20 protein-coding genes and 1 pseudogene are annotated in these 23732 nt (G+C 45.7%); 4 read left to right on the top strand and 17 right to left on the bottom strand.

Annotated features, from left to right (window positions below):
* Positions 1 to 93: 93 nt before the first annotated feature.
* Positions 94 to 315 (top strand): VF530 family protein, encoded by a 222-nt coding sequence (locus ACTRWF_RS13580; RefSeq protein ID WP_015068132.1) that lies wholly within the window; start codon positions 94 to 96, stop codon positions 313 to 315.
* A 49-nt stretch (positions 316 to 364) separates the two neighbouring features.
* Here ACTRWF_RS13580 and ACTRWF_RS13585 read toward each other — a convergent pair whose 3' ends face one another.
* The 13 genes from ACTRWF_RS13585 to ACTRWF_RS13645 all read right to left on the bottom strand — a co-directional run bounded on the left by ACTRWF_RS13585 (position 365) and on the right by ACTRWF_RS13645 (position 12767).
* Positions 365 to 1255, bottom strand: a complete 891-nt coding sequence (locus ACTRWF_RS13585; protein WP_020746635.1) for an MBL fold metallo-hydrolase — start codon at positions 1253 to 1255, stop codon at positions 365 to 367.
* Positions 1256 to 1318: 63 nt separating this feature from the next.
* Entirely contained in the window at positions 1319 to 1567 is a 249-nt protein-coding gene (locus ACTRWF_RS13590; protein WP_020746636.1) for a DUF1653 domain-containing protein, read from the bottom strand.
* 82 nt (positions 1568 to 1649) lie between these two features.
* On the bottom strand, positions 1650 to 2723 hold the full coding sequence (gene dinB / locus ACTRWF_RS13595; RefSeq protein WP_023559919.1) for a DNA polymerase IV: 1074 nt from the start codon (positions 2721 to 2723) through the stop codon (positions 1650 to 1652).
* A gap of 211 nt (positions 2724 to 2934) precedes the next feature.
* A complete protein-coding gene (nqrM, locus tag ACTRWF_RS13600; protein ID WP_020746637.1) occupies positions 2935 to 3168 on the bottom strand; it encodes a (Na+)-NQR maturation NqrM in 234 nt (77 codons plus the stop codon).
* A 9-nt stretch (positions 3169 to 3177) separates the two neighbouring features.
* Entirely contained in the window at positions 3178 to 4203 is a 1026-nt protein-coding gene (locus tag ACTRWF_RS13605) for an FAD:protein FMN transferase (protein ID WP_462835714.1), read from the bottom strand.
* A 117-nt stretch (positions 4204 to 4320) separates the two neighbouring features.
* The gene (gene nqrF / locus ACTRWF_RS13610; RefSeq protein ID WP_015068137.1) at positions 4321 to 5553 is read right to left on the bottom strand and encodes an NADH:ubiquinone reductase (Na(+)-transporting) subunit F; all 1233 of its coding nucleotides are present in this window, start codon (positions 5551 to 5553) and stop codon (positions 4321 to 4323) included.
* Between the two features lie 20 nt (positions 5554 to 5573).
* Complete coding sequence (nqrE, locus tag ACTRWF_RS13615) at positions 5574 to 6182, bottom strand: NADH:ubiquinone reductase (Na(+)-transporting) subunit E (protein WP_015068138.1); 609 nt, start codon at positions 6180 to 6182, stop codon at positions 5574 to 5576.
* A 3-nt stretch (positions 6183 to 6185) separates the two neighbouring features.
* A complete protein-coding gene (locus ACTRWF_RS13620) occupies positions 6186 to 6818 on the bottom strand; it encodes an NADH:ubiquinone reductase (Na(+)-transporting) subunit D (RefSeq protein ID WP_015068139.1) in 633 nt (210 codons plus the stop codon).
* A gap of 10 nt (positions 6819 to 6828) precedes the next feature.
* Entirely contained in the window at positions 6829 to 7593 is a 765-nt protein-coding gene (locus ACTRWF_RS13625; RefSeq protein WP_015068140.1) for a Na(+)-translocating NADH-quinone reductase subunit C, read from the bottom strand.
* Entirely contained in the window at positions 7583 to 8785 is a 1203-nt protein-coding gene (locus ACTRWF_RS13630; protein ID WP_462835715.1) for an NADH:ubiquinone reductase (Na(+)-transporting) subunit B, read from the bottom strand. The genes ACTRWF_RS13625 and ACTRWF_RS13630 overlap by 11 nt, the downstream gene beginning before the upstream one ends.
* A 3-nt stretch (positions 8786 to 8788) precedes the next feature.
* Complete coding sequence (locus tag ACTRWF_RS13635) at positions 8789 to 10129, bottom strand: Na(+)-translocating NADH-quinone reductase subunit A (protein WP_015068142.1); 1341 nt, start codon at positions 10127 to 10129, stop codon at positions 8789 to 8791.
* 507 nt (positions 10130 to 10636) lie between these two features.
* Positions 10637 to 11815, bottom strand: a complete 1179-nt coding sequence (fabV, locus tag ACTRWF_RS13640) for an enoyl-ACP reductase FabV (protein ID WP_020744340.1) — start codon at positions 11813 to 11815, stop codon at positions 10637 to 10639.
* A gap of 331 nt (positions 11816 to 12146) precedes the next feature.
* A complete protein-coding gene (locus ACTRWF_RS13645; protein ID WP_015068144.1) occupies positions 12147 to 12767 on the bottom strand; it encodes an FKBP-type peptidyl-prolyl cis-trans isomerase in 621 nt (206 codons plus the stop codon).
* A gap of 232 nt (positions 12768 to 12999) precedes the next feature.
* On the opposite strand from ACTRWF_RS13645, the gene ppc reads away from it, so the two are divergent.
* On the top strand, positions 13000 to 15621 hold the full coding sequence (gene ppc / locus ACTRWF_RS13650; RefSeq protein ID WP_015068145.1) for a phosphoenolpyruvate carboxylase: 2622 nt from the start codon (positions 13000 to 13002) through the stop codon (positions 15619 to 15621).
* Positions 15622 to 15774: 153 nt separating this feature from the next.
* On the opposite strand, the pseudogene ACTRWF_RS13655 reads toward ppc, so the two are convergent.
* Positions 15775 to 16751, bottom strand: a pseudogene (locus tag ACTRWF_RS13655) (peroxidase family protein); the annotation flags it as partial.
* A 136-nt stretch (positions 16752 to 16887) separates the two neighbouring features.
* Between ACTRWF_RS13655 and ACTRWF_RS13660 the strand changes: the two are divergent.
* Entirely contained in the window at positions 16888 to 17697 is an 810-nt protein-coding gene (locus ACTRWF_RS13660; RefSeq protein WP_015068148.1) for a hypothetical protein, read from the top strand.
* 190 nt (positions 17698 to 17887) lie between these two features.
* Here ACTRWF_RS13660 and mdh read toward each other — a convergent pair whose 3' ends face one another.
* Positions 17888 to 18826 (bottom strand): malate dehydrogenase, encoded by a 939-nt coding sequence (mdh, locus tag ACTRWF_RS13665; RefSeq protein ID WP_015068149.1) that lies wholly within the window; start codon positions 18824 to 18826, stop codon positions 17888 to 17890.
* A 239-nt stretch (positions 18827 to 19065) separates the two neighbouring features.
* Between mdh and argR the strand changes: the two genes are divergently transcribed.
* A complete protein-coding gene (gene argR, locus ACTRWF_RS13670) occupies positions 19066 to 19530 on the top strand; it encodes a transcriptional regulator ArgR (protein ID WP_015068150.1) in 465 nt (154 codons plus the stop codon).
* Between the two features lie 84 nt (positions 19531 to 19614).
* Here argR and ACTRWF_RS13675 read toward each other — a convergent pair whose 3' ends face one another.
* Together ACTRWF_RS13675 and ACTRWF_RS13680 are read right to left on the bottom strand one after the other, a co-directional pair.
* Entirely contained in the window at positions 19615 to 20298 is a 684-nt protein-coding gene (locus tag ACTRWF_RS13675) for a type 1 glutamine amidotransferase domain-containing protein (protein ID WP_015068151.1), read from the bottom strand.
* A gap of 192 nt (positions 20299 to 20490) precedes the next feature.
* Complete coding sequence (locus ACTRWF_RS13680) at positions 20491 to 23664, bottom strand: TonB-dependent receptor (protein WP_015068152.1); 3174 nt, start codon at positions 23662 to 23664, stop codon at positions 20491 to 20493.
* Positions 23665 to 23732: the final 68 nt, after the last annotated feature.

Genomic DNA, 23732 nt, shown 5'->3' on the forward strand with positions numbered 1-23732 from the left:
GAGCTATGGGGTCAGAGTAATCACTCTGCCCCCATAATCTATTAAGTTCGTGGTAAACTAACTGCTCGAACTTAGACAAAACAGCGACACGTTATGAACCAACAACCCAATAACCCACTTCACGGCTTAACCCTAGAGAAAATCGTCACTCAACTTCACGAACGATACGGGTGGGATGGGTTGTATTACCGAATCAAGGTGAACTGCTTTAACAACGACCCCTCGATTAAATCGTCGCTCAAATTTTTAAGAAAAACACAGTGGGCAAGGGATAAAGTAGAGCAACTTTACATTCAAACGTTTAGTGATAAATAGCTAACAGGGCAGCGTTTTACACTGACCCCATTTTTTTACGCAGTAGCGCTTAGGCGTCTTTATAGAGCGTAGCTATCCACTTTTCTTCATTGATAAAGTTCCAACTCCAATCAGACCATTTATCTTCTAGGCCCATGGTTTTGACTTCATCGAGAGTCTTTCCGTCTTGTTTAAGCGCTTTGACGTAGTTAAACGTCTCGCTGATCATGCTTAAAAACGCAGTGTATTCCTGCTTGTTGCTGATATCACCGTGACCAGGAATAATGACGGTGTCATCGTCAATTTTGGCTAGCAGTTGTTTAACTGAATCCATATAACCTTCTACGTTTCCACCTGCTCCTTGATCAATATAAGGAAAGCGTCCATTGAAGAATAGGTCTCCAGTGTGCATTACATTAGGTTGCTCGAACCACACTACACTGTCACCATCTGTATGCCCTACTGCTAAGTGCATCACATGAAGGGTTTCACCATTAAAATAAATTTTAATGCCATCTTCATAAGTAATGGTGGGGAGCGCTTCTGGTTTTACTTTTTCATCATCGGCTAAACGCACGCGAACGTTTTCATGGGCTAGAATAGTCGCCCCTTTATGGCTATGGAAAAACGCATTAGAACCCGTGTGATCGCCGTGGTAATGGGTATTGATCACGTACTTTGGTTTATCGCTGCCAAGCTGCCCTAGTTGCGCCGCTATCTTCTCAGCCAGTGGCGCAAATTGGTCATCGATGATTAGCACCCCATCTTCCCCGGCCGAAACGCCAATATTGCCCCCTGCACCCGTAAGCATGTGCACAGAGCCTTTAATCGCTGTTGCTTTAACTTCGACATCGGCAAATCTATCTTGCGCAATGGCAGTGTTAAACGGTGAAAGTGCCAATGGGCTCGCGGCAATAAGCGCAGCCAAAATATGGGTTTTAAAACGAGGTACAGTTTTCATTATTATTTCCTTGTTAGAAGCCTGTTTAAATAAGACCTCTTACACTATGACCCAATTTCACAATTAGATCATTTTTTCATCATCAGGGATCTCGCCTACGTATTCAAAACGAGGAAGCGTTTGCCCGCCTTTTTCCACCGTTTCGAAAAACATTTCCAGTGGACGCACCCACAGCGCTTTTTCGCCGTAGCACGGACGATAAACCACAAGCTTACTTTCATCTTCTGAATGGGTAGCAATTTCATATACATCATATAAGTTCCCTTTGTAGTGCTTATAGCGACCGGGGGTTTTAAGTTGTTTAGCGTTCATAACGTCCTTCTCGAAAAATTGAGTCAAATATTAAAGGTCAGTTAGCCTTCGCTTTACATTAAAGGTTAACAATAGCGCGCTGCTAAGTACTTTCAAAAGGCAAAACCAGCTGTTGTGTTGATTGGTCGGCGGCGAGGCCTATGTGAACGCCCACAAGTCGAATACCCCGCCCTGTTGCTCGTTCAAAGGCTTCCTGCATGAGTGTACGAAAATACGCTTCATCAAGGGTTGCACAGCGATGCTCGACCGTGGTTAGCTGAAAGTCATTGAACTTAAGCTTCACGCCCTGCGTGCGAATGCGTACCGGTTTACCCGTTCGCTTTTTGTGATTATCCATTCGCTCTTGAAGCTTTTCAAACAAGTGGGGCAAGAAGTCGATACATTCATCAAGTGTATGTATATCATCACTTAGCGTGCGCTCTACCCCTATAGACTTGCGCTCTCGAGATACTGACAACTCACGCTCATCGATGCCATGAGCCCGCTCCCACAGCACACTACCAAATTTGCCCAGTTCTTTTTGAATACGCTCGAAAGGATACTGACGAACGTCATTGCAGGTATTAAGCCCCATGCGCTGCAGCTTTTGCATGGTAACTTTGCCAACGCCCGGAATTTTCTTTAGCGGCATGTCGCGTACAAACGCATCGAGTTTGTCGGGAGTTATCACGCAGATGCCGTCGGGTTTGTTTTCGTCACTGGCCACTTTTGCCACAAACTTGCAGGGGGCCACGCCCGCGGAAGCAGTAAGACCTAACTCGCTTTGAATACGCGCGCGTATCTCTTCGGCAATTAACGTAGCGCTGCCCCCACAAAACTCGCTATTGGTGACATCTAGGTAGGCTTCATCTAATGATAAGGGCTCGATAAGGTCAGTATAGTCTGCAAAGATTTTACGTATTTTTTGTGATTCAGCGGCGTATACGTCCATGCGCCCTTTCACTAAAGTAAGATTAGGGCATAGTTTTACAGCATACGCGGTGGCCATCGCTGAACGCACCCCATATTTACGGGCGGGATAATTACAGGTAGAAATAACCCCTCGACGGTCGGCACTGCCGCCAATCGCAATGGGAATATCGCGCAAAGCTGGGTTGTCGCGCATTTCAACTGCGGCGTAAAAACAATCCATGTCGACGTGGATAATTTTTCGCATTGTCCGCCTTCATTCTTTAGCTTTAAACGTAAAACTGTACAAAAAGACAGTATATTACTAATAACGTTGAATTACACTAGTTCGTTATGGATTCTAAATAGAATTGATGGCTCGCACGCATAGTTCACGGCTGTGTTAAAAAAACAAAAATAGCGCTGTCGATTAGCATCTAACAGCGCTTTTAGATTTTAAGCCAACGAAAGGCGAAGCATTACAAAATTTGGTTCTGCTTCCACTCGTTTAGCTTTTTCTGGCGGGCTTCTTCTTTTTCCATGCGTGACTTTTTACGATCACACGGTTCTGGGCAATCACAGGCTTTCTCAATACCTAGTGCACCTAAGCCACCGCAACTTCCAGAAATAGATTTTTTCTGAACTAGGTAGCCAACGGCCATGGCCAAAACCATAGTAAGAAAGAAACCGAAAGCGAGAATAAATGTAGACATCGCTACCCCCTAATTATGAACTGTGACCAGTTTATCAAATTCTGGCGACGCATACTCCTCAAATCCGTCATCGGTGCGACGAATGAGGAATACGGCAAGCTGTTCTTGCTCGGCGATCGCTATCGCTTGCTCCCACCCCATAACATTGAACGCGGTAGCTAGACCGTCTGATGTCATAGATGAAGGGTGGACAACGGTTACCGATACCAAATTATGCGAAATAGGTTTACCGGTAGTTGGGTCTATTAGGTGCGAATAACGAACCCCGTCTTCTTCGTAATAGTTACGATAGTCGCCCGACGTAGCAACCGCGTTTTCACCTATTGAGACAACTTTTTGAACTGCGCGTTCAGTAGTAACCGGCTTTTCAATAGCGATAAGCCACTCGCTGCCGTCGCCACGTTCACCTTTCACGCGCATTTCACCGCCTATTTCTACAAGGTAGTTTTCAATACCGTGCTTTTCAAGGATCTCTGCCACTTCATCTACACCAAAACCTTTGGCTATGGTCGATAAATCGACGTAGAGCATGGGGTGGCTTTTTTTGAGACCGGTTGGCGTGGTCGACAGTTTCTGATAACCCACATAGTCTCTAATTTCGTCGATCTCCCCTTGGCTTGGTACTTTCTCGGGGCGTTTTGTTGGGCCAAACCCCCACAAGTTCACCAAAGGGCCCACCGTTACATCAAGCACACCTCCGCTTAAGCTAGCTAAACGCAACGCTTCATTAACCACGGTCAAAGTGTCTGGCGATACGGCAAAGTTATCGGTATAGCGATACTGATTGAACCTTGAAAGTTCTGATGTAGGGTCATACGTTGACATCATCTTGTTTACTTCAACAAGACGTACGTCTATTTCAGCCTGTAACCCTTCTACCGGCTCCTTACCTACAAGGTATTTAACGTTGTAGGTTGTACCCATTGTTTGGCCCTGAAGATGTACTACAGGCGCTTTTTCATCACTACAGCTTGCAAGTACTAATATGCCTATTGCAAAAAAAGCGAGAAAAATTCGAATTGCGAAACGAATCACGATGTTGTCCTTAGCTAATTTGCACATTTTTCACTAACAATGTGCATTAAGCGTTTTGCTTCAACAAAAAAGGGGCTTGCGCCCCTTTTATTATGCTTAACTTTTTAAGCGATTAGCTTAGCCACCGAAGTCATCTAGCATGATGTTTTCGTCCTCAACACCTAGCTCTTTAAGCATGTTGATTACGGCCGCGTTCATCATAGGTGGTCCACACATGTAGAACTCACAGTCTTCTGGTGCAGGGTGATCTTTCAAGTAGTTCTCAAGAAGTACTTGGTGAATGAACCCTGTGTAACCTTCCCAGTTGTCCTCTGGCTGAGGATCTGAAAGTGCTACGTGCCACTCAAAGTTATCGTTTTCTGCTGCTAGCTCGTCGAAGTCTTCGGTATAGAACATTTCACGAAGTGAACGTGCACCGTACCAGAAGCTCATCTTACGCTTAGACTTAAGGCGACGAAGCTGATCGAAAATGTGTGAACGCATTGGGGCCATACCCGCACCACCACCTACGAACACCATTTCGTTTTCAGTTTCTTTCGCGAAGAACTCACCGAATGGACCAGAGATAGTCGCTTTGTCACCTTCTTTCAGGCTCCAAATGTACGATGACATTTTACCAGCAGGAAGGCTTAGGTTATTAGGTGGCGGCGTAGCGATACGCACGTTCAACATAATAATGCCTTCTTCTTCTGGGTAGTTCGCCATTGAGTACGCACGAATGGTTTCTTCGTCTACTTTAGACTCAATGTCAAAGAAGCCAAAGCGCTCCCAGTCACCGCGATATTCTTCAGGAATATCGAACTCTTTGTACTTAACATGGTGAGCTGGCGCTTCAATCTGAATGTAACCACCTGCACGGAAAGGTACGCTTTCGCCGTTAGGAATTTTAAGCTTAAGCTCTTTGATGAAGGTAGCTTTGTTATCGTTAGAGATAACTTCACAATCCCACTTCTTAACACCAAATACCGACTCTTCTAGCTCGATTTCCATGTCTTGCTTAATCGCAACCTGACATGAAAGACGGCAACCTTCACGCGCTTCACCTTTAGTGATGTGGTCTAGTTCAGTTGGAAGGATTTCACCACCACCTGAGTGTACATCTACACGACACTGGCCACATGAACCACCGCCACCACACGCAGAAGATACGAAGTATCCTGCATCAGCTAGAGCACCAAGTAGCTTGCCACCCGGTGCAGTTTTGATTGCTTTGTCTGGGTCACCATTAATAGTGATAGTGACATCACCACTTGGTACCAATTTAGACTTGGCAAACATGATAATAAATACCAGCGCTAGAACGATGGCAATGAACATGCCGACGCCTAGATATATTTCTACATTATTCATTTATATGCTCCCGAGCTTTCTTACAGCTGAATACCAGTGAATGACTGGAAGCCTAGTGCCATTAGACCCGCGATCATGAATACAGAACCAAGACCGCGAACACCATCTGGCATATCAGCATATTTAAGCTTTTCACGTACTGCCGCAAGCAACACAATTGCAATTGCCCAGCCAATACCACTTCCTACGCCGTAAACAACGCTTTCGGTCAGGTTATATTCACGCTGTACTGCAAACGCTACACCACCGAAGATTGCACAGTTAACGGTAATAAGCGGAAGGAAGATACCTAGTGCGTTATAAAGCGCTGGGAAGAACTTATCTAAGCTCATCTCTAGGATCTGTACCAATGCCGCGATAACACCGATAAAGGTTAGGAAGTTAAGGAAGCTTAAGTCAGCTTCTGGGAAACCTGCCCACGCTAATGCGCCTGGAGCAAGAATGTTTACATAAATAATTTGGTTAACCGGAACCGAGATACCTAGTACCACGATTACCGCTACGCCAAGACCCATAGCAGTTTTAACTTTCTTAGATACCGCAAGGAAGGTACACATACCTAAGAATAGTGATAACGCCATGTTCTCAACAAAGATTGAGCGAACAAATAACGACAAATAATGTTCCATGACTTACTCCTTAGGCTCTACTTGCTCAGGACGGATAGTACGGATAACCCAAATCATACCGCCGATTAAGAAGAATGAGCTGAATGGTAAAATTAACAAACCATTACCTTGGTACCAGCCACCGTTTTGAACCAGTGGAAGGATTTCGAAACCTAAAATAGTACCGAAACCAAATAGCTCTTTAATTGTACCAATAACAATCAGGATGAAAGAGTAGCCTAAGCCGTTACCAATACCATCAAGGAAGCTCATTAGAGGTGGGCTCTTCATGGCGTAAGCTTCAGCACGACCCATTACGATACAGTTAGTAATAATCAGACCAACGAATACCGACAGCTGCTTCGATATTTCATACGAATACGCTTTCAGAATTTGGTCAACAACGATTACCAACGATGCAATGATGGTCATCTGGATAATAATTCGAACGCTAGATGGAATCTGGTTACGAATTAGTGAAATAAACAAGTTTGAGAACGCTACAACGCTTGTAAGCGCTAGCGACATTACCAATGCTGTTTCCAGCTTAGTGGTAATTGCCAGTGCTGAACAGATACCCAATACCTGTAGGGCGATCGGGTTGTTGTCCAGGATTGGCCCAAAGAGGGCCTTTTTCATTTCTTTAGTATCTGCCATGAGACTTCCCTTATGAACGCCATGCTTGGTTCTTCAGGAACTGGCCGAAGCCTTGCTCGCCTACCCAGTAACGAATAGTGTTTTCAACACCGTTGCTGGTTAGGGTTGCACCTGAAAGCGCATCGATAGTGTGAGGATTGCTAGGGTTAGCATTTTTCACTACGCGAATAGCAACTTCGCCATTCTCGTAAAGCTCTTTGCCGTCCCATTTGTCCTGCCAAGCAGGGTTTTGCACTTCACCACCTAGTCCTGGCGTTTCTTTTTGCTGATAGTAAATAAGCTCGCGAACCGTTTGGCCGTCTGCATCTATCGCTAAGAATCCGTACATAAGATCCCAAAGACCGCTACCGTGAACAGGAAGGATGATACGAGATACATCACCTGCTTCGTTGCGCACTAAGTAAACACTTGCCACGTTAGGGCGACGTTGGAAACCTACATTGCTGTTAGTTACCTTTGTGCTGTACTCAGTCTGCTTAGCAGCTTTATACATGTCGTAATCTGGCGCAGGCGCTTCAACAAACGTGCCTTCTTCAAGATTAACGTAACGCTGCTCTACTCGCTCGCTGTACGTGCTTTCGATAGCGTTATTGCTCATGCCCATTTCGTAAAGGCCTGCAGCATTAAGAATGTTGCTCTTTTTATCAAGAGCCGCGTTTGTTTGCTGTAGAGAGCGAAGGCCAACAGCCGCGCCAGAAACAACAATTGAACAAACCAAACATACGGCTACTACTACACCGATAGTTTTGCCTAAAGATTCTTTCTTAGCCGACACGTGCTACCCTCCGCTTGATGTTGCTTTGTGCGACGAAATAGTCGAACAGTGGCGCCCACAAGTTAGCAAACAGAATTGCTAGCATTACACCTTCAGGGAAGGCTGGGTTTAGGACGCGGATAAGTACCGTCATGAAACCAATGAAGATACCGTAAGCCCACTTACCTTGGTTTGTGAACGATGCAGACACCGGGTCTGTCGCCATAAAGAACATACCAAACGCAAGACCACCAACAACAAAGTGCCAATGTGCAGGCATTGCAAACATAGGGTTAGTATCGCTGCCGATTAGGTTTAGCAAGGTTGCGAAGAACGCCACACCAATTGCAACACCAGCAACAATGCGCCAGCTTGCTATACGCATGTACATGATGAACAAGCCACCAAGAATAATAGCTAGTGTAGATACCTCACCTGCTGAGCCCGCGATAGTACCGATGAAGCTATCCATCCACTGCGTCATATCAGCGTAGTCTAGGTTGCCCCAAGCGGCTTGGCTAAGAGACGTTGCACCCGAATAACCATCTGCTGCTACCCATACTTGGTCACCTGAGATTTGTGCAGGGTACGCAAAGTAAAGGAAAGCACGACCAGACAGAGCTGGGTTAAGGAAGTTACGACCTGTACCACCGAATACTTCTTTAGCAATAACAACACCAAAGGTAATACCTAGTGCTACTTGCCATAGAGGAATCGTGGCTGGAAGTGTTAGTGCAAACAGCACTGATGTTACGAAGAAACCTTCGTTTACTTCGTGCTTACGCACAGAAGCGAACAGTACTTCCCAGAAACCACCAACAGCAAACGTTACTGCATAAATAGGTAGCCAGAAACATGCACCGTAGAAGAACAGGCCTAATATGCCAGCGTTTGTCAAATCACCGCCTAGTGCAGTGAAAAGCCCCGCCTGCCATATGTCAGGCAGTGTTCCTGCGCCAGCAGCAATAGCTTCTTGCGCTTGAAAACCAATGTTGTACATACCGAAGAACATAGCTGGGAATGTTGCCATCCATACCATGATCATGATGCGTTTAAGGTCAATGCTGTCACGCACGTGCGTGTTCGCTTTGTTTACCTTACCTGGCGTATAAAAAATGGTAGCCGCAGCTTCGTAAAGCGCATACCACTTTTCATGCTTACCACCCGGCTCGAAATCCGGTTCAATTTTTTCTAAATACGCTTTTAAACCCATGACTTAACCCTCTTTCTCTATCGTGGTCAAACAGTCGCGTAAGATAGGAGCGTAGTTGTATTTGCCAGGGCATACGTAAGTACACAATGCCAAATCTTCTTCGTCCAACTCTAAGCAACCCAACGTCTGAGCACCGTCAGTATCACCAGAAATCAGGTCCCTAAGCAGAAGCGTAGGAATGATATCTAGGGGCATAACGCGTTCGTAATTACCAATTGGAACCATAGAACGTTCTGAACCATTGGTAGTTGTTGTCATATCAAATTTCTTGCTACCACTTAGGTGACCTAAGTAAGCACGAGTCACTGAGTGTTGGTTTGAACCAGGCATGATCCAACCGAACAATTTCTTCTCGCGACCTTCTTTTAATAGTGAAACTTGTGTGTGGAAACGACCTAGGAATCCGTGTACACCCATCGCCGTAGTACCACTAAGTACTGAGCCTGAGATAACACGTACTTCACCGTCTACTTGCTCGCTAGCAGTTAGTTCGGTTAAGTCTGCGCCAATTACAGTGCGCACTAAGCGTGGGTTGGTTGCAGCAGGACCTGCAAGTGAAATAACACGACGGTTATCTAACTCGCCAGAGGTCAGCAATGCACCAATCGCCATTACGTCTTGGTAGTTGATGTGCCAAACCGTTTTGTTCATGCCAGCAGAATCAAGGAAGTGGATGTGAGTACCCGGTAGGCCCGCAGGGTGAGGACCACCAAATTCTTCAACATCAACTGCCGCATCGCCAGTAGCAACAGAAGCACCTGCCGCTTTACAAACGTAAGTCTTGCCACCGCTCAATTGCGCTAACGCTTTAAGACCATTTACGAAATCGTCTTGGCGCTCAGCAATTACCACTGCAGGATCTGCCGCTAGTGGATTAGTATCCATTGCTGTAACGAAAATTGAGTTTGGAACAGAGTCTAACTGAGGCGATTTGCTGAATGGACGGGTGCGTAACGCTGTCCACATGCCTGACTCTACAAGGATTGACTGAAGTTGCTCACGTGTTGCACTCGCGATCTGGTCAGCTGCAATTTTGTCAAATGTCACAGCATCGCTGCCGTTTACTTTGATAACTACAGACTGAAGAACACGTTTTGCACCACGGTTAACCTCTACCACTTCACCCGCAGCTGGCGCAGTGAATTTAACGCCAGGGTTCTTTTTGTCTTCAAAAAGTACCTGACCTTTCTTCACTACATCGCCAACTTGGACGTGCATGGTAGGGCGCATACCCACATATTCTTCTCCCAGAATGGCAACGCGCGTTGCAGCAGATGCATCAGCAATCTCCTGCTTTGGCGCTCCCTCAATTGGGAGGTCGAGACCTTTCTTGATTTTTATCATATGTAATTGCACTACTCTAATAGAAATACCCTTTTGCATGACCGCAGAAATCCTGCCTGTCAGCATGCAAAAACGCACTATTAACAGGTGTTAAACACCTTTTCGTTGTTGATTGATGGAACTTGCAATGCCGCGGTCAGCCTGTTATGAAGCCGCAACGCATAATTCCTTTTGCGGGCATTTTGTTCGCCCAATATTTATAGACCACCAGCAGAAAATTACACTTATTATTATTGTTGTGTAGCGGTAATCGCTACTGCTGTATAGGCAGAGGCAGAAAAGGCCCCCACTTAATTTCGGGATTTTAGCATTAACCCATACGTTTGTGCCACGCTATTTCAAGATAAAGGCAAATTTTTCTACAATTTAATGTAAACCTTTGGTCTTATTCATTTACATTTTTACCGCTGACACCCCATATCGGCTTGCAATAAAGCACAAAAAAGCCGTCAAATCAGACGGCTTTTGCACAGATAGCACTAGGTTAATTAATGGTAAGTTTAAGTTTTACCACTTAACCAGTGGGTCAACTTCACTGTCGTAATCAACACTGGAAATGTCAAAACCGAATAGTTTTAAGAACTCGTGGTGGTAACCTTTGTAGTCACTTAAGTCATGGAAGTTCTCTTGTGTCACCTGATCCCATAGCGCTTTAATTTTTGCTTGGGTAGCGTCGTTGGTTTCTTTGCCGTCCATGCGATAGCGATTTGCTTCATCTAGCGTAGGAGTATTTCCAAACAGGCATTGTGTGAATAAACCATGAATTTGTTCAATACACCCTTCGTGTGTCCCCTCTTCTTTCATCACTTTGTAAATAAGTGAAATATACAGAGGCATTACGGGAATGGCAGAACTTGCCTGCGTTACCAGTGCTTTTAGTGAACTTACGTTTGCTTGTACAAGCAAGTCACTGTTTTTACCAATAATAGCTGCAGCAGCGCGATCTAGGTCTTCTTTTGCCTTACCGATAGTTGCTTGACCGTAGATAGGCCATGTAAGCTCTTTACCGATATAGGTATATGCGGTGGTTTTACAGCCTTCTGCAAGCACATCGGCTTCACGCAAAAAGTCCATCCAACGCTCCCAATCTTCGCCGCCCATCACTTTAATGGTGTTAAGGATCTCGTCGTCGTTGGCTGGCTCAAGCGCCACTTCATGCACTTTATCTTTATCTGTGTCGTAAGTTTTTGTGGTGTATGCCTCGCCTACTGGCTTAAGCGTCGACTTGTAGGTCACACCAGTTTCTGGGTCGGTTCTGCGCGGAGACGCAAGGCTGTAAATAACCAAGTCGACCTTGCCCATTTCGGCTTTGATTTTTTCGATAGCTTCGTTTTTGATCTCATCAGAAAAAGCATCGCCGTTTATCGTATCTGCATACAAGCCTTTCCCTTTGGCTTTTTCGTGGAACGCCGCAGTGTTATACCAACCAGCAGTACCCGTTTTGCGCTCCGTTGGTGCTTTTTCAAAGCACACACCTAGTGTTTTAGCACCATAACCAAAGGCAGATGTGATGCGCGACGCTAAGCCATAGCCTGTTGAGCTACCAATAACCAGTACATTTTTAGGGCCTTCGCCTAAGTCACCTTTTGCTTCTACATAAGCAATCTGTTCTTCAACCGCTTTAGCACAGCCTACGGGATGCGCGTTTGTACAAATGAAGCCTCTCACTTTAGGCTTGATAACCATAATAATTTTCCTTATTTGAGCGTGGGGCTATTGTAATGCCGAAGCCACTGATAACAACTCGGAGCAGATGGAAGTGTGCCGATCTTTAATACAATTTTGTCAGCATATCGCATACATGCATTCTCACCAACAGAACATAGTAGCATCACATATTTATATTTGAAAAAGCGAAACACGAACAACCTCAGATTATGAGTGAACTGTTTGTTTACAAACTAAGCCTCAGAAAAGTAAAAGAAATAGGCTAGAAGATAGAAAGGAGTAAAAGATTTAACAAAGAAGAATACAGGTATTCACAGGAGTACCATTGGGCACTCCTGTGAAGAAATCATTAACCTAGAACGTCAAGAAGTTCTACGTCAAAGATAAGGGTGCTGTATGGCGCAATAGCCGCACCAGCGCCTTGCTCACCGTAAGCTAGGTCGTGTGGTACGTATAGACGATACTTTGAACCTGCTTTCATAAGTTGAAGTGCTTCAGTCCAACCTTTGATTACGCCGCCTACTGGGAATTCAGCTGGCTGACCACGCTCGTAAGAGCTGTCAAACGTAGTACCGTTTATAAGCGTACCGTGGTAGTGAACACGTACTGTGCTAGAAGCATCTGGTGTCTCGCCGTCACCTTCAGTAACAACTTCGTATTGAAGACCAGATTCAGTTACCGTAACTTCATCACGCTTCGCGTTTTCTTCAAGGTACTTTGTGCCTTCTTCAATAACCGCTTTGCTCGCTTCTTCTTTAGCTGCTTGCATACGCTTGTGAATTTCGCCGAACGCATCACGTAGCGTGTCGTTATCAACCTGAGGGGCTTGACCCGCGAATGCGTCTTTTAGGCCAGCTACAACTGCATCGATTGCCAAACCGTCGAAAGGGTTTGATTGCAATTGTTGACCCATTTGAAAACCAATGCCGTAACTTGCTTGGGTTTCTACTGTATTGAATGTATCAGTCACAAGAACTCCTGAAATTAAATTACAAATGCAGTACAAATTTCAAACAAAACGCTTAGTGCGAGAATGTTTCTGCATTTTCCGGTGCAAGAGTGTATCACACCACAAAATATCTTGCTTTGAGCAATGTTAACTAGGGTGCAAAAGTATCAAAATGTTGTAAATTATAACCTAAAGTGGTTAGACAAGACGCAAAGGACACAGTATGGTTAGCCCATATATTTAGGAGGATAGCATGCAAACACACTACGATGCTGAACTGAAAGATACCGTTCGATACCTTGGTAAAACCCTTGGTGAAACAATCAAAAATCAATTAGGTCAGGAGTGGCTAGACCGGATTGAAAAGATTCGAAAAGGCGGCCGAGCTTCTTATCAGGGAGACGCTACTTGTAGCGAAGAACTGAAAGAAACTTTCAAAACAATGTCTGACAGCGATTTGCTTACTGTTGGTCGTGCCTTCGCACAATTCTTGAACCTAGGTAATATTGCCGAGCAAGAATACAACGCGGCAATGAATGTTGATGCATCTATTGATGCCCTTTTCAAACACCTAGATAAAGCAGAACTTACCGCAGATAAAGTACAAGACGCGGTTGCAAAGCTGAACATCGACCTTGTTCTTACCGCTCACCCTACTGAAGTAACACGCCGTACACTCATTCACAAGCATAAAGAACTTGCTGACTGTCTTCAGGCAGTGCATCAAGCCTCGCTTAGCGATGTTGAGCGCAAAAAAATTGAAACGCGTATTGCCGATCTTATCGCGCAGGCGTGGCACACTGAAGAAATTCGTTCCGTTCGCCCGACGCCTGTTGATGAAGCGCGTTGGGGCTTCTCGGTTATTGAAAACTCGCTATGGGAAGCCGTACCTGACTTTATGCGCGAGCTTGATGGCCGCTTAAACGAAGACTACGACGTATCGCTACCGCTAGACGCGTCACCCGTACAATTTAGCTCGTGGATGGGCGGCGACAGAGACGGTAACCCATTTGTTACCTCAAAAGTAACCGAGCAAGTATTGCTGCTGGCAAGAAAACGCGCAGCTAAACTTTTCGCGCTAGACCTTGATCGTTTGCAAGTCGAGCTATCAATGTACGATTGCAACGACGAACTACGCGACAAAGTAGGCGATGCAAACGAACCGTACCGCGCCCTACTTCGCCCGCTGGTAAACAAGTTTATTGCGACTCGCGATGGCATTGCCGACTACTTGGCCGGCAAGAATCCAGACACGTCTAACTGGATTGAAAGCGACGACGAGCTTATCGAGCCGCTAATGCTTTGCTACCAGTCATTAATCGACTGCGGTATGCAAGTAGTGGCAAACGGCCTTCTACTAGATACTATCCGTCGTGCTCGTGTATTCGGTATTCACCTTCTTCGCCTTGACGTACGTCAAGATTCTGAGCGTCACGCCGACGTATTTAGTGAGCTAACTCGCTACCTAGGTTTAGGCGATTACGCACAGTGGAGCGAAGCCGACAAGCAAGCGTTCTTATTACGTGAGCTTGGCTCGAAACGTCCGTTATTCCCAGCGCAATGGGATGCATCTGACGATGTAAAAGAAGTGCTAGATACCTGTAAGGTGATTGCGAAACACAGCAAGCACGGCTTCGGTATCTACATTATCTCTATGGCAAGTGAGCCATCGGATGTCATGGCGGTTCAGCTGCTTCTTCAAGAAAGCGGTGTAGACTGGCCGATGCCGGTAGCACCACTATTTGAAACGCTTGACGATTTGAACAACTCACCAGATGTAATGCGCAAACTCCTGTCTATCGACTGGTATCGCGGTTACGTGAAGGGCCGTCAGTTCGTTATGATCGGTTACTCTGATTCAGCGAAAGATGCAGGCGCATTGGCTGCTGGCTGGGCACAGTATCAGTCGCAAGAAGCATTGGTTGCCATTGCAGAAGAGTTCGACGTAAGCCTAACCCTGTTCCACGGACGTGGCGGTACGATTGGTCGTGGTGGATTGCCAGCACATGCGGCAATTTACTCACAGCCTCCTGGCTCACTAGAAGGCGGTTTCCGCGTAACAGAACAGGGCGAAACTATTCGCTATAAGTTCGGTATGCCAAAACTGGCTAAACGCAGCCTAGGTATTTACGCCAGCGCCATTATTGAAGCCATGTTGTTCCCACCTCCGGCACCAAAAGAAGAGTGGCGTGAGCTTATTACCACCATGGCAGCGCAAGGTCGTGATAACTACCGTGCAACTGTACGTCACGATGAAGAGTTTGTACCTTACTTCCGCGTGGCTACTCCAGAGCAAGAGCTAGGTAAACTACCTCTAGGCAGCCGCCCTGCTAAGCGTAAACCACAAGGCGGAATTGAGAGCTTACGTGCTATCCCATGGATCTTCGCTTGGGCACAGACACGTTTAGTGCTGCCAAGCTGGTTGGGCGTTATGCGCGCTATTGATAGCGTGAAGACTCCTGAGAACGAGAAAGTGGTTAACGAGATGTTCAGCGAATGGCCGTTCTATCGTTCACGCCTTTCTATGTTAGACATGGTGTTCCACAAAGCTGACCCACGCATTAGCGAAGCTTATGATGAGCGCTTGGTACCCAAAGAACTTAAACACTTTGGTGAAGCATTGCGTAGCGAGCTTAAAGAAAGCATCTCTTCACTGCTGGCTATCACAGGCGATGACGACATTATGAAGAACGACCCGCAGGGTAAGGAATCGATGGAGATCCGCGCAGGATACCTTCAGCCGCTTCATTACCTGCAAATTGAGCTTCTAGATCGTATCCGTAAAGCCGGTGACGATGCGCAGAACACCAGTCTAGAACGTGCCATGATGGTTACCATTGCCGGTATTGCTATCGGCATGCGTAACACGGGTTAAGACCCGTATTAGCGAAGCGCTTGAATTGACGCAAATAGCTTTTTTATGTTGGTCGCCATTCGCTTCGCTAAGTAATAAAACGAAAAAAGCCCGCGTCATCATGAAGCGGGCTTTTTGTTACTTAAGTGTTTTTACTTACACTAAAGATAAGCACTAACAGGTAAGGTCGAAGCGGTCTGCGTTCATCACCTTTGTCCACGCGGCAACAAAGTCCTTAATAAACTTCTCTTTGCTGTCATCTTGCGCGTATAGCTCAGCATATGCGCGCAATACAGAGTTTGAACCAAACACTAGGTCAAAACGCGTAGCGGTAAACACTTCATCACCTGACGCTCTGTCGACAATAGCGTAGCTATTTTTCCCGGTCGGCTTCCATGTGTATTTCATGTCGGTAAGATTTACGAAGAAATCTGTGCTCAATGCGCCTACGTTATCGGTAAATACACCGTGCTTACTTTCGCCGTAGTTAGTGCCAATCATACGCATGCCGCCTACGAGTACCGTCATTTCTTTCGCTGTTAAACCAAGTAACTGGGTTTTATCTAGCATTAGCTCTTCAGGTTTAACCACGTAGTCTTTTTGAAGATAGTTTCTGTAGCCGTCAGCAATTGGCTCTAGTGGCTCAAAAGATTCAGCATCGGTCATGATGGGGTTGTAGCGCTTTGATGGGTCTTCAATATCAATAGGCTTCTCTTCCTCTTTAATATTGATAGGTTCCCACTGCTCGGCACCGGCTGGCGAATTTTTTCAATACCTGCACCTTCTGGATCTGGCCCTAATGCTTCGGCACTGCCATTACCGTGACATTTACCTACCGTATGACCACCGGCGGCTAATGCAACAGTTACTTCATCATTCATTGCCATGCGCGCAAAGGTTTCACGTACATGGGCAGCGGTTTTAAGCGGGTCAGGCTTGCCATTAACCCCCTCAGGGTTTACGTAAACAAGGCCCATACTTTCATAGGCAATAGTGCCTGCTAGGACAAATAAATCAGCCCAGCTCAGTTTGTTGCCGTACTTCTTTTTAATAGGCCAAAGCAAACGGCGAGCTATATCTAAGTTAACGTTGTCTGGCCACGAGTTTAGAGGCGCAAAACGCTGGTTACCTGTTGAAGCGTTACCTCTGCCACCGCAAACGGGCAGTAATCAACAACAAGAGCATTCGCTTAGCAATATTCTTCCCTCCAATCACTCAAATAGTTTTAATCATGAAAAAAAAACGTTATCTTATTTATCGACATAACAATTTCATAAAGGACTAAACATGCATTTGCTACCGGCCTTAGCTGGTTTATTGTTGGGGATTTCGACATTAAGTTTACAAGCGAAACCGCTATCACTGTCACCCGGATTGTGGGAAGGAATTAGTGAAGATGAAATGCAGTATAAACTTCTCCAAATAAACGATAGCGGCGAACATTTTCTTTATGAAATCCACATACCTTCAGGCCTGAGGTACGCCAAACGCTCAGCCTTTAGTGATGAGGATATATCCTGTAAAGAGAACCGATGTACGATCAGTACCATTATCGAAGAAGACGTAACCCGTTCGCTTACTCTGTCCCCTTACCTAGACACCAGCTTTACCGCGCTTGAATCAAACTACAATGACAATAAAGGCTTACTTTCCACTAGTTACCGACTCATAAAACAAGAATCTAGCTCAACGCCTCGCAAGTTTTTCGAGAAATACGGTACTTTGCTAAACAATGCGGAACGCGCAAACGACGAGACGCCGTACGGTTTGTGGGTGGGCATTTTACATTATTTAGATAAACCAGAATTGGCTCTTCTTCAGTTGTATGAAGATAGACAAGGGTCGCTCACGGTTTTCAGAAAAGGGGAGACGAGTGAATTGGCTGTTAGCACACAGATCTCACCGAAAAATATCTCGCTTCAATACCCTATTGTTGAAATAACCACTTCCCACGCGACTTTTGCTACCCATCTTTTCCTTATGTCTGAAGGCAATAGCGTATTAAAAGGTTACGCTTACGCTGTACATAAAGGTGTAACTTTAGATGCCGGTGAAATCAGGCTTTTCGATATCACGAAATATCTTTCACTTAACTAATACACAAAGGTCGTAACAGAACCTTTAATCGCTGGGGTGATAAGAGCTGATAATAAAGTGGAAACTTGATGTGAAGTCTGAGAACGTAATTAAAATGTAGGCTCTCCACCGCAGAGAAGCGGTGGCGAAGCCTACAGGGAAGTATTCACGGCGTGCCTACGTTCAAAGGCCCGCCAATGATACTCACCGATTAGCCGTTTACGAAGTCAACGCCTAGCTTGATGTCGCCACGTAGGCCTTCAAGCATGTCGTTTTTCGCTTTTTCTTCGAATGCGCTAAGCTCGCCGTATGGCAAGATTTCTTCAACACCGTTTGCGCCAAGGCGTACTGGGTGTGCGAAGAATGCTGCGTCGTCGCTGTCGTCAGTTTGTACGTAAGTGTACTCAACCACATTCTCACCTTGCATTGCTGCAACTAGAGATAGACAGAAGCGTGCTGCTGCTTGACCCATTGAAAGAGTTGCAGAACCGCCGCCCGCTTTTGCTTCAACCACTTCAGTACCCGCATTCTGGATACGAGTGGTTAGGCTAGATACTTCTTCGTCTGTGAACTCTACGCCTTCAACTTGTGAAAGAAGAGGAAGGATTGTAGTACCAGAGTGACCACCGATTACCGGTACGTGCACTGAAGATACGTCAACATCTTTAAGTTCAGCAACAAACGTTTCAGCGCGGATAACGTCAAGTGTCGTTACACCGAAAAGCTTATTCTTGTCGTAAACGCCTTTTGCTTTTAGCGTTTCAGCTGCAATCGCAACAGTAGTGTTAACTGGGTTAGTGATGATACCAACACACGCGTTCGGGCAGTTATCAGCTACACCTTCGATTAGGTTTTTAACAATGCCGGCGTTGATGTTGAACAGATCAGAACGATCCATACCTGGCTTACGAGGCATACCCGCTGGAATTAGAACAACGTCTGCTCCAGTTAGTGCATCAGCTAGGTCATCTTTACCGTGACCGGTTACTTTTACCGCAGTGGGGATGTGGCTCAAATCAACGGCAACACCAGGAACAACTGGCGCTACGTCGTAAAGCGCTAAATCTGAACCTGCTGGCAATTGTGTTTTCAACAACAAAGACAGCGCCTGACCAATACCACCGGCAGCACCTAACACGGCTACTTTCATACCATTTCTCCTATGGGATTACTTCACGTATTTAAACGGAACGTCACACTAATGCAACGCGGGGGAAAACTCAATCACCGGATCGTCTTATTAACGTTATTTATGGCGATTTTATCTCGATATTCATTATCATGAATGATTATGCAAAGAAATTGCGCAAAGTCTACCTGTACGGCACAATATGGGCATAACAAATAAAATTCACCACACATAAACCCTCAGAAAAGAAAAGAGCGCTAATGGCAAACGCAAAACAAGAGCAACTCATCAAGGCTTTTAAAGAGATTCTTAAAGCGGAAAGTTATGGTTCACAAGGCGAAATTGTTGACGCATTAAAAGCACAAGGCTTTGACAATATCAGTCAGTCTAAAATTTCAAGAATGTTAAGTAAATTTGGGGCTGTGAGAACGCGCAACGCGCGCGGTGATATGGTTTACTGCCTTCCCCCTGAGTTAGGTATGCCTACGGCTAAAAGCCCCCTCAAACAGCTTGTATTAGACATTGTGCACAACAACGTGATGGTCATCATAAGAACTAGTCCAGGTGCAGCTCAACTTATCGCCCGCTTACTTGACTCGCTAAGTAAAAAAGATGGCGTGTTAGGTACAATCGCTGGTGATGATACCATTTTCATCGCTCCCGCTGATGTCACTAAAATTGAAGAATTAAGACAGCGCGTAGAAGATTTATTTGAGAATGTCTAGCCAGGGCGCTAAAAGCTAGGCAACCGAAAACAAGAAACCGCATACATGATGCGGTTTCCAACTACATTACAAATTAAAACGTTCTTAAGATAGAAGTTTGATCAATGCATCGGCTGCAGGACGTGACGATGGCGGGTTTTGCCCCGTCACCAACAATCCATCTGTACAGACTTTAACAGCAAAATCATCCGCGCTTTCATACTTACCGCCCTTTTTAACTAGCTCGTCTTCAACCAGATAAGGGACTACGTCAGTAAGCTCCATCGCAGCTTCTTCGCTATTTGAGAAGCCAGTAACCTGCTTGCCATCAACCAAATATTTGCCATCTGGCGTCTTAACATCTTTTAGCACGATGGGCGCGTGGCACACAGCCCCAACGGGTTTATTGGCTGCGATAGTGTCTTCAATCAATTTAATGGAATGCGCATTATCTGATAAGTCCCATAGCGGACCATGACCGCCCGGGTAGAAGACAGCGTCAAACTCATCTGCACGTACATCTTCTAGCGGAATAGTAGACGCTATGGCGCTTCGAGCCAGCTCATCTTTCGTGTATCGAATCGAATCGTCCGTCATTGCGTCGTCTGCAAGACTATTGGGGTCAATCGGTACCTGGCCGCCCATCGGTGACGCTAAGGTGATTGTATATCCCTCATCTTTAAATGCGTAGTATGGCGCAGCGAACTCTTCTAGCCACATGCCGGTTTTCTCGCCGGTGTCACCCATAATTTCGTGAGACGTCATTACCATTAGCATACGTTTTGACATAAGCCCTCCTTGCGAGCATCTAAAAATTTATCATGTGTTTGTTCGTTCAATGGAGAGACTTAGATCATAAGCAAAGACTATGCGCGCTCAGTAACAGGTGTGTGAGATAAATCGCAGGCATAAAAAAGTGCCACTTCCAGTTAAGGAGAGTGGCACCTAACACTACAACTTGTAGTTAGTGTTTACTACTTCTTAAAAGCGGTAGTTAACACCTACGCGGATTTCCCAAAGAGAAGGACCGCGAGATACGCTCTGCTCTGGTCTTGAGAACGCGCTGTACTCGTATTGACCTGCGTCATTGAAGTCCGCAGCAATAACTTCATCACCGCCGAAGCTACCTTGACGGAAGTCACCCCATTGGTCGTTGATTAAGTTGGTCAAGTTTTCGATTACGAAGAACGCGCTTGCTGTATGACCTTCATAGAAGCCAGGTAGCTCTTGAGATACACGTAGGTCAGCTTTAAACCACCAATCAGCAGTTTCACTGTTACGCTCAAGGATCTCGCCGCGCTCAAAGCCGTTATCTTCAACCCAACGGTTGAACTGTCTTTGAGCTTCTTCCGCAGTTTGAAGTACATCACCATCACGGTTTGTCTGATCAACAAACACTACGTTCGGATCGTTTACTTCAGGAATGTAAATAAGCTGACGAGCAAATACACCATCCCAAGGGAACGCTGAGTTGTTGCTGTGAACGTAAGAGAAAGGCTTACCTTCGTTAGCCGTTGCAAACAAGTTGAAACGTGTTGCATAACCGTCAAAGAACTCTGCAGTATAACCTAGTGAGAAGTTAAAGCGGTTGCCAACAGCGTAGTCAGACGTTGCCGCAGACGGGTTGTTAGGATCGCTTGTTGCAAAGTTAGCGTAGTTTGAGAACGCTACTGCGCTTGTCATTGGGTTAGCATCTTCTGCGTCAACATAAGCGTATGAAGCGCCCATATCGAAGCCATTATCCCACTCTTTGCTTACGCCGATTGAAAGAACAAGTGAACTACCGTCATCACCTGAATCAACATTACCTAGAATGAAGTCCTGCGTTTCATTACGACCTGAGTCAATATTGGTGTAGATTGGGCGACCATCGAAACGGTTTTCACCGTTGTAAACAATGTTCGCATCTCTAACTATTGCTGAATCTTGGCGATCGGTATAGATCATGTCAGCGTTAATTAGGTAGTCATTTTCAGTTACATAGGTGAAACCTAACGCGTATTTCCACTCAGAAGGAATCTCAAAGTCTGGGTCAGTTGCGTTAGTGTTACCGTCACCATCCGTTAGGCTAGTGTTCGCTACTACGTCAAATAGCTCTTGTGGTACGTCGTAAATCGGACGACCTTGACCAGTTAGCTCTAGGTCAAACAATGAAGTAGTGCCACTTACGAAGCCATTGATTTGACGTTCACGAGTACCAATGTTCGTTACACCGTCGTTAGAGTATGCATTTGAGATCCAAACGTTAGGGTTACCACCAGAGTAAAGACCTAAACCACCGCGTAGTTCTAAGCTTTCGTTAACTGTGTAGGTAAAGCCGAAACGTGGCTGAAGAAGGTCAATACCATCTACGTTTGCAGTGTTGGCAAAACCATAACGCTCAGTGAAGTTTTCGTTCAAACGAGGCGTATCGTCAGAGCCGTATGTATCATAACGAAGACCAGCCATGATTTTGAGGTCGTCAGTTAGGTAGAACTCGTCTTGTACGTAATAGGTAGTTACGTCGAATGCAAAAGAAGCACCAGCATCCGCTGGGTTGTTTGTACCCGCAGAGTTGTTGTAGTAGATACGATCAACAAGACCAGCTTCGAAGTCAGCGATGCTGTCGAAACGGTATTCACCTACAGTTTGCTGCATAAACAGGTTAAATACGTCAGTTTCTTCGTATTCAACACCAGCCGTAATTTCGTGGTCACCCCAGAAATAAGTACCCGCTAGTTTAAAGTTAAATACTTCATAGTTAAGGTCGTTAGACTGACGAGAGTCATCTGGACCGATGTAGATAGTTCCACCGTTATCAGTTCTGATTTGCGCTTCAGCGAAGCCAGAAGCTGCGTCTAGTGACTGTTGACGGTTATCTAGGTCAGTGTGGCCAATACGAAGCTCTGTTGAAAAGTCATCAGTCCAGTTTGAGTATAGTGAACCTACAACAGTAGTTAGTTCAGCGCCTCGCTCGTAGAAGTGATTACTTAAAGAAAGTCTTGAAGAACCGCCGTCAGATTGGCTTACGCTAAAACCGTCGTTCCAGTTATATACTAATGAAGCACGGTGGTCTGCGTTAATGTTCCAGTCTAGTTTAATAAGAATTTTTTCGTCTTCAACTGGCGCAGAACCCGGTGTACCGCCTACATCATAGCCATACACGTCTTGCGCAATTTGTGAAACCTGACTGATGTCGTCTTGAGTTACACGACTACCCAGCGCGTTGTAATCATAAAGCTGAACACCTTCAAGCTTTTCGTAAGCTGCGAAAAGGAACAGGCTATCTTTAATTAGTGGAAGACCAACGTTGAAACCGTAACGTTTTTCTGTGTAGTTACCGTTGTCACGCTCTACACTGTCAACTTCGTCGCCGCGGTAAGAATCAGACGTAAAGTCGTAGAAAACACCACCGTGAACTTCGTTAGTACCTGATTTAGTTACTGCGTTGATGTTACACGCAGTGAAACCACCGTACTCAACGTCAAACGGAGCAAGCTCAACGGCTACCTGTTGGATAGCGTCGTAAGAGAAAGGCATACGCTCGGTTGGGAAGCCGTTGCTGTTAAGACCGAAGTTGTCATTCATGCGAATACCATCTAGGGTCAAGCTGTTGTTACGCGGGCTTGCACCACCACAGCTAATCGAGTCGTTGAAGCTTTCATCAACGAAAACACGAGGGTCAACACGCACGATATCACCGATGCTACGGTTAATAGCTGGTGTATTTTCTAGCGCCTCTAAGTTGAATACAGTCTGTGGGCCTGTTGCACCAAACGCTGTCGCTGTTAATGCGCTACCGCTTACAGAGATAACTTCAATATCACTTGCGTCTTCTAGCGTAAGGTTAACGCCGAATGGGTTACCTAGCTCTAGGAATACGCTATCGATAGTGGTGTCTTGGTATTCGTCAGAGTCAACTACGACTCTGTAAGGACCGCCAACGCGAAGGCCACGAAGGTTGAACGTACCGTTAGCGCCAACAACCACTTCACGGGCTGTGCCAGTAGGTTCGTGAATAACAGTAACAGATGTTCCCGCAGCAGGTGCACCTGTAGGGGTAAGGATGCGGCCTTCCATTGCAGATGACGTTTCTTGCGCCATTGCAGTGGTCGACAAACCGATTGACAGCGCAACCGCAGCCGCAATGCGACTGAATTTAGCTGATGAGCTCATGTGTGTGTTTCCCTTTTTGTTTAAAATTCTTTTTTACTCGGCCTAGTGTAGTGCAAAAAGTACTACAT

This window comes from Alteromonas sp. G5_S2_22_S1, from assembly GCF_054968525.1.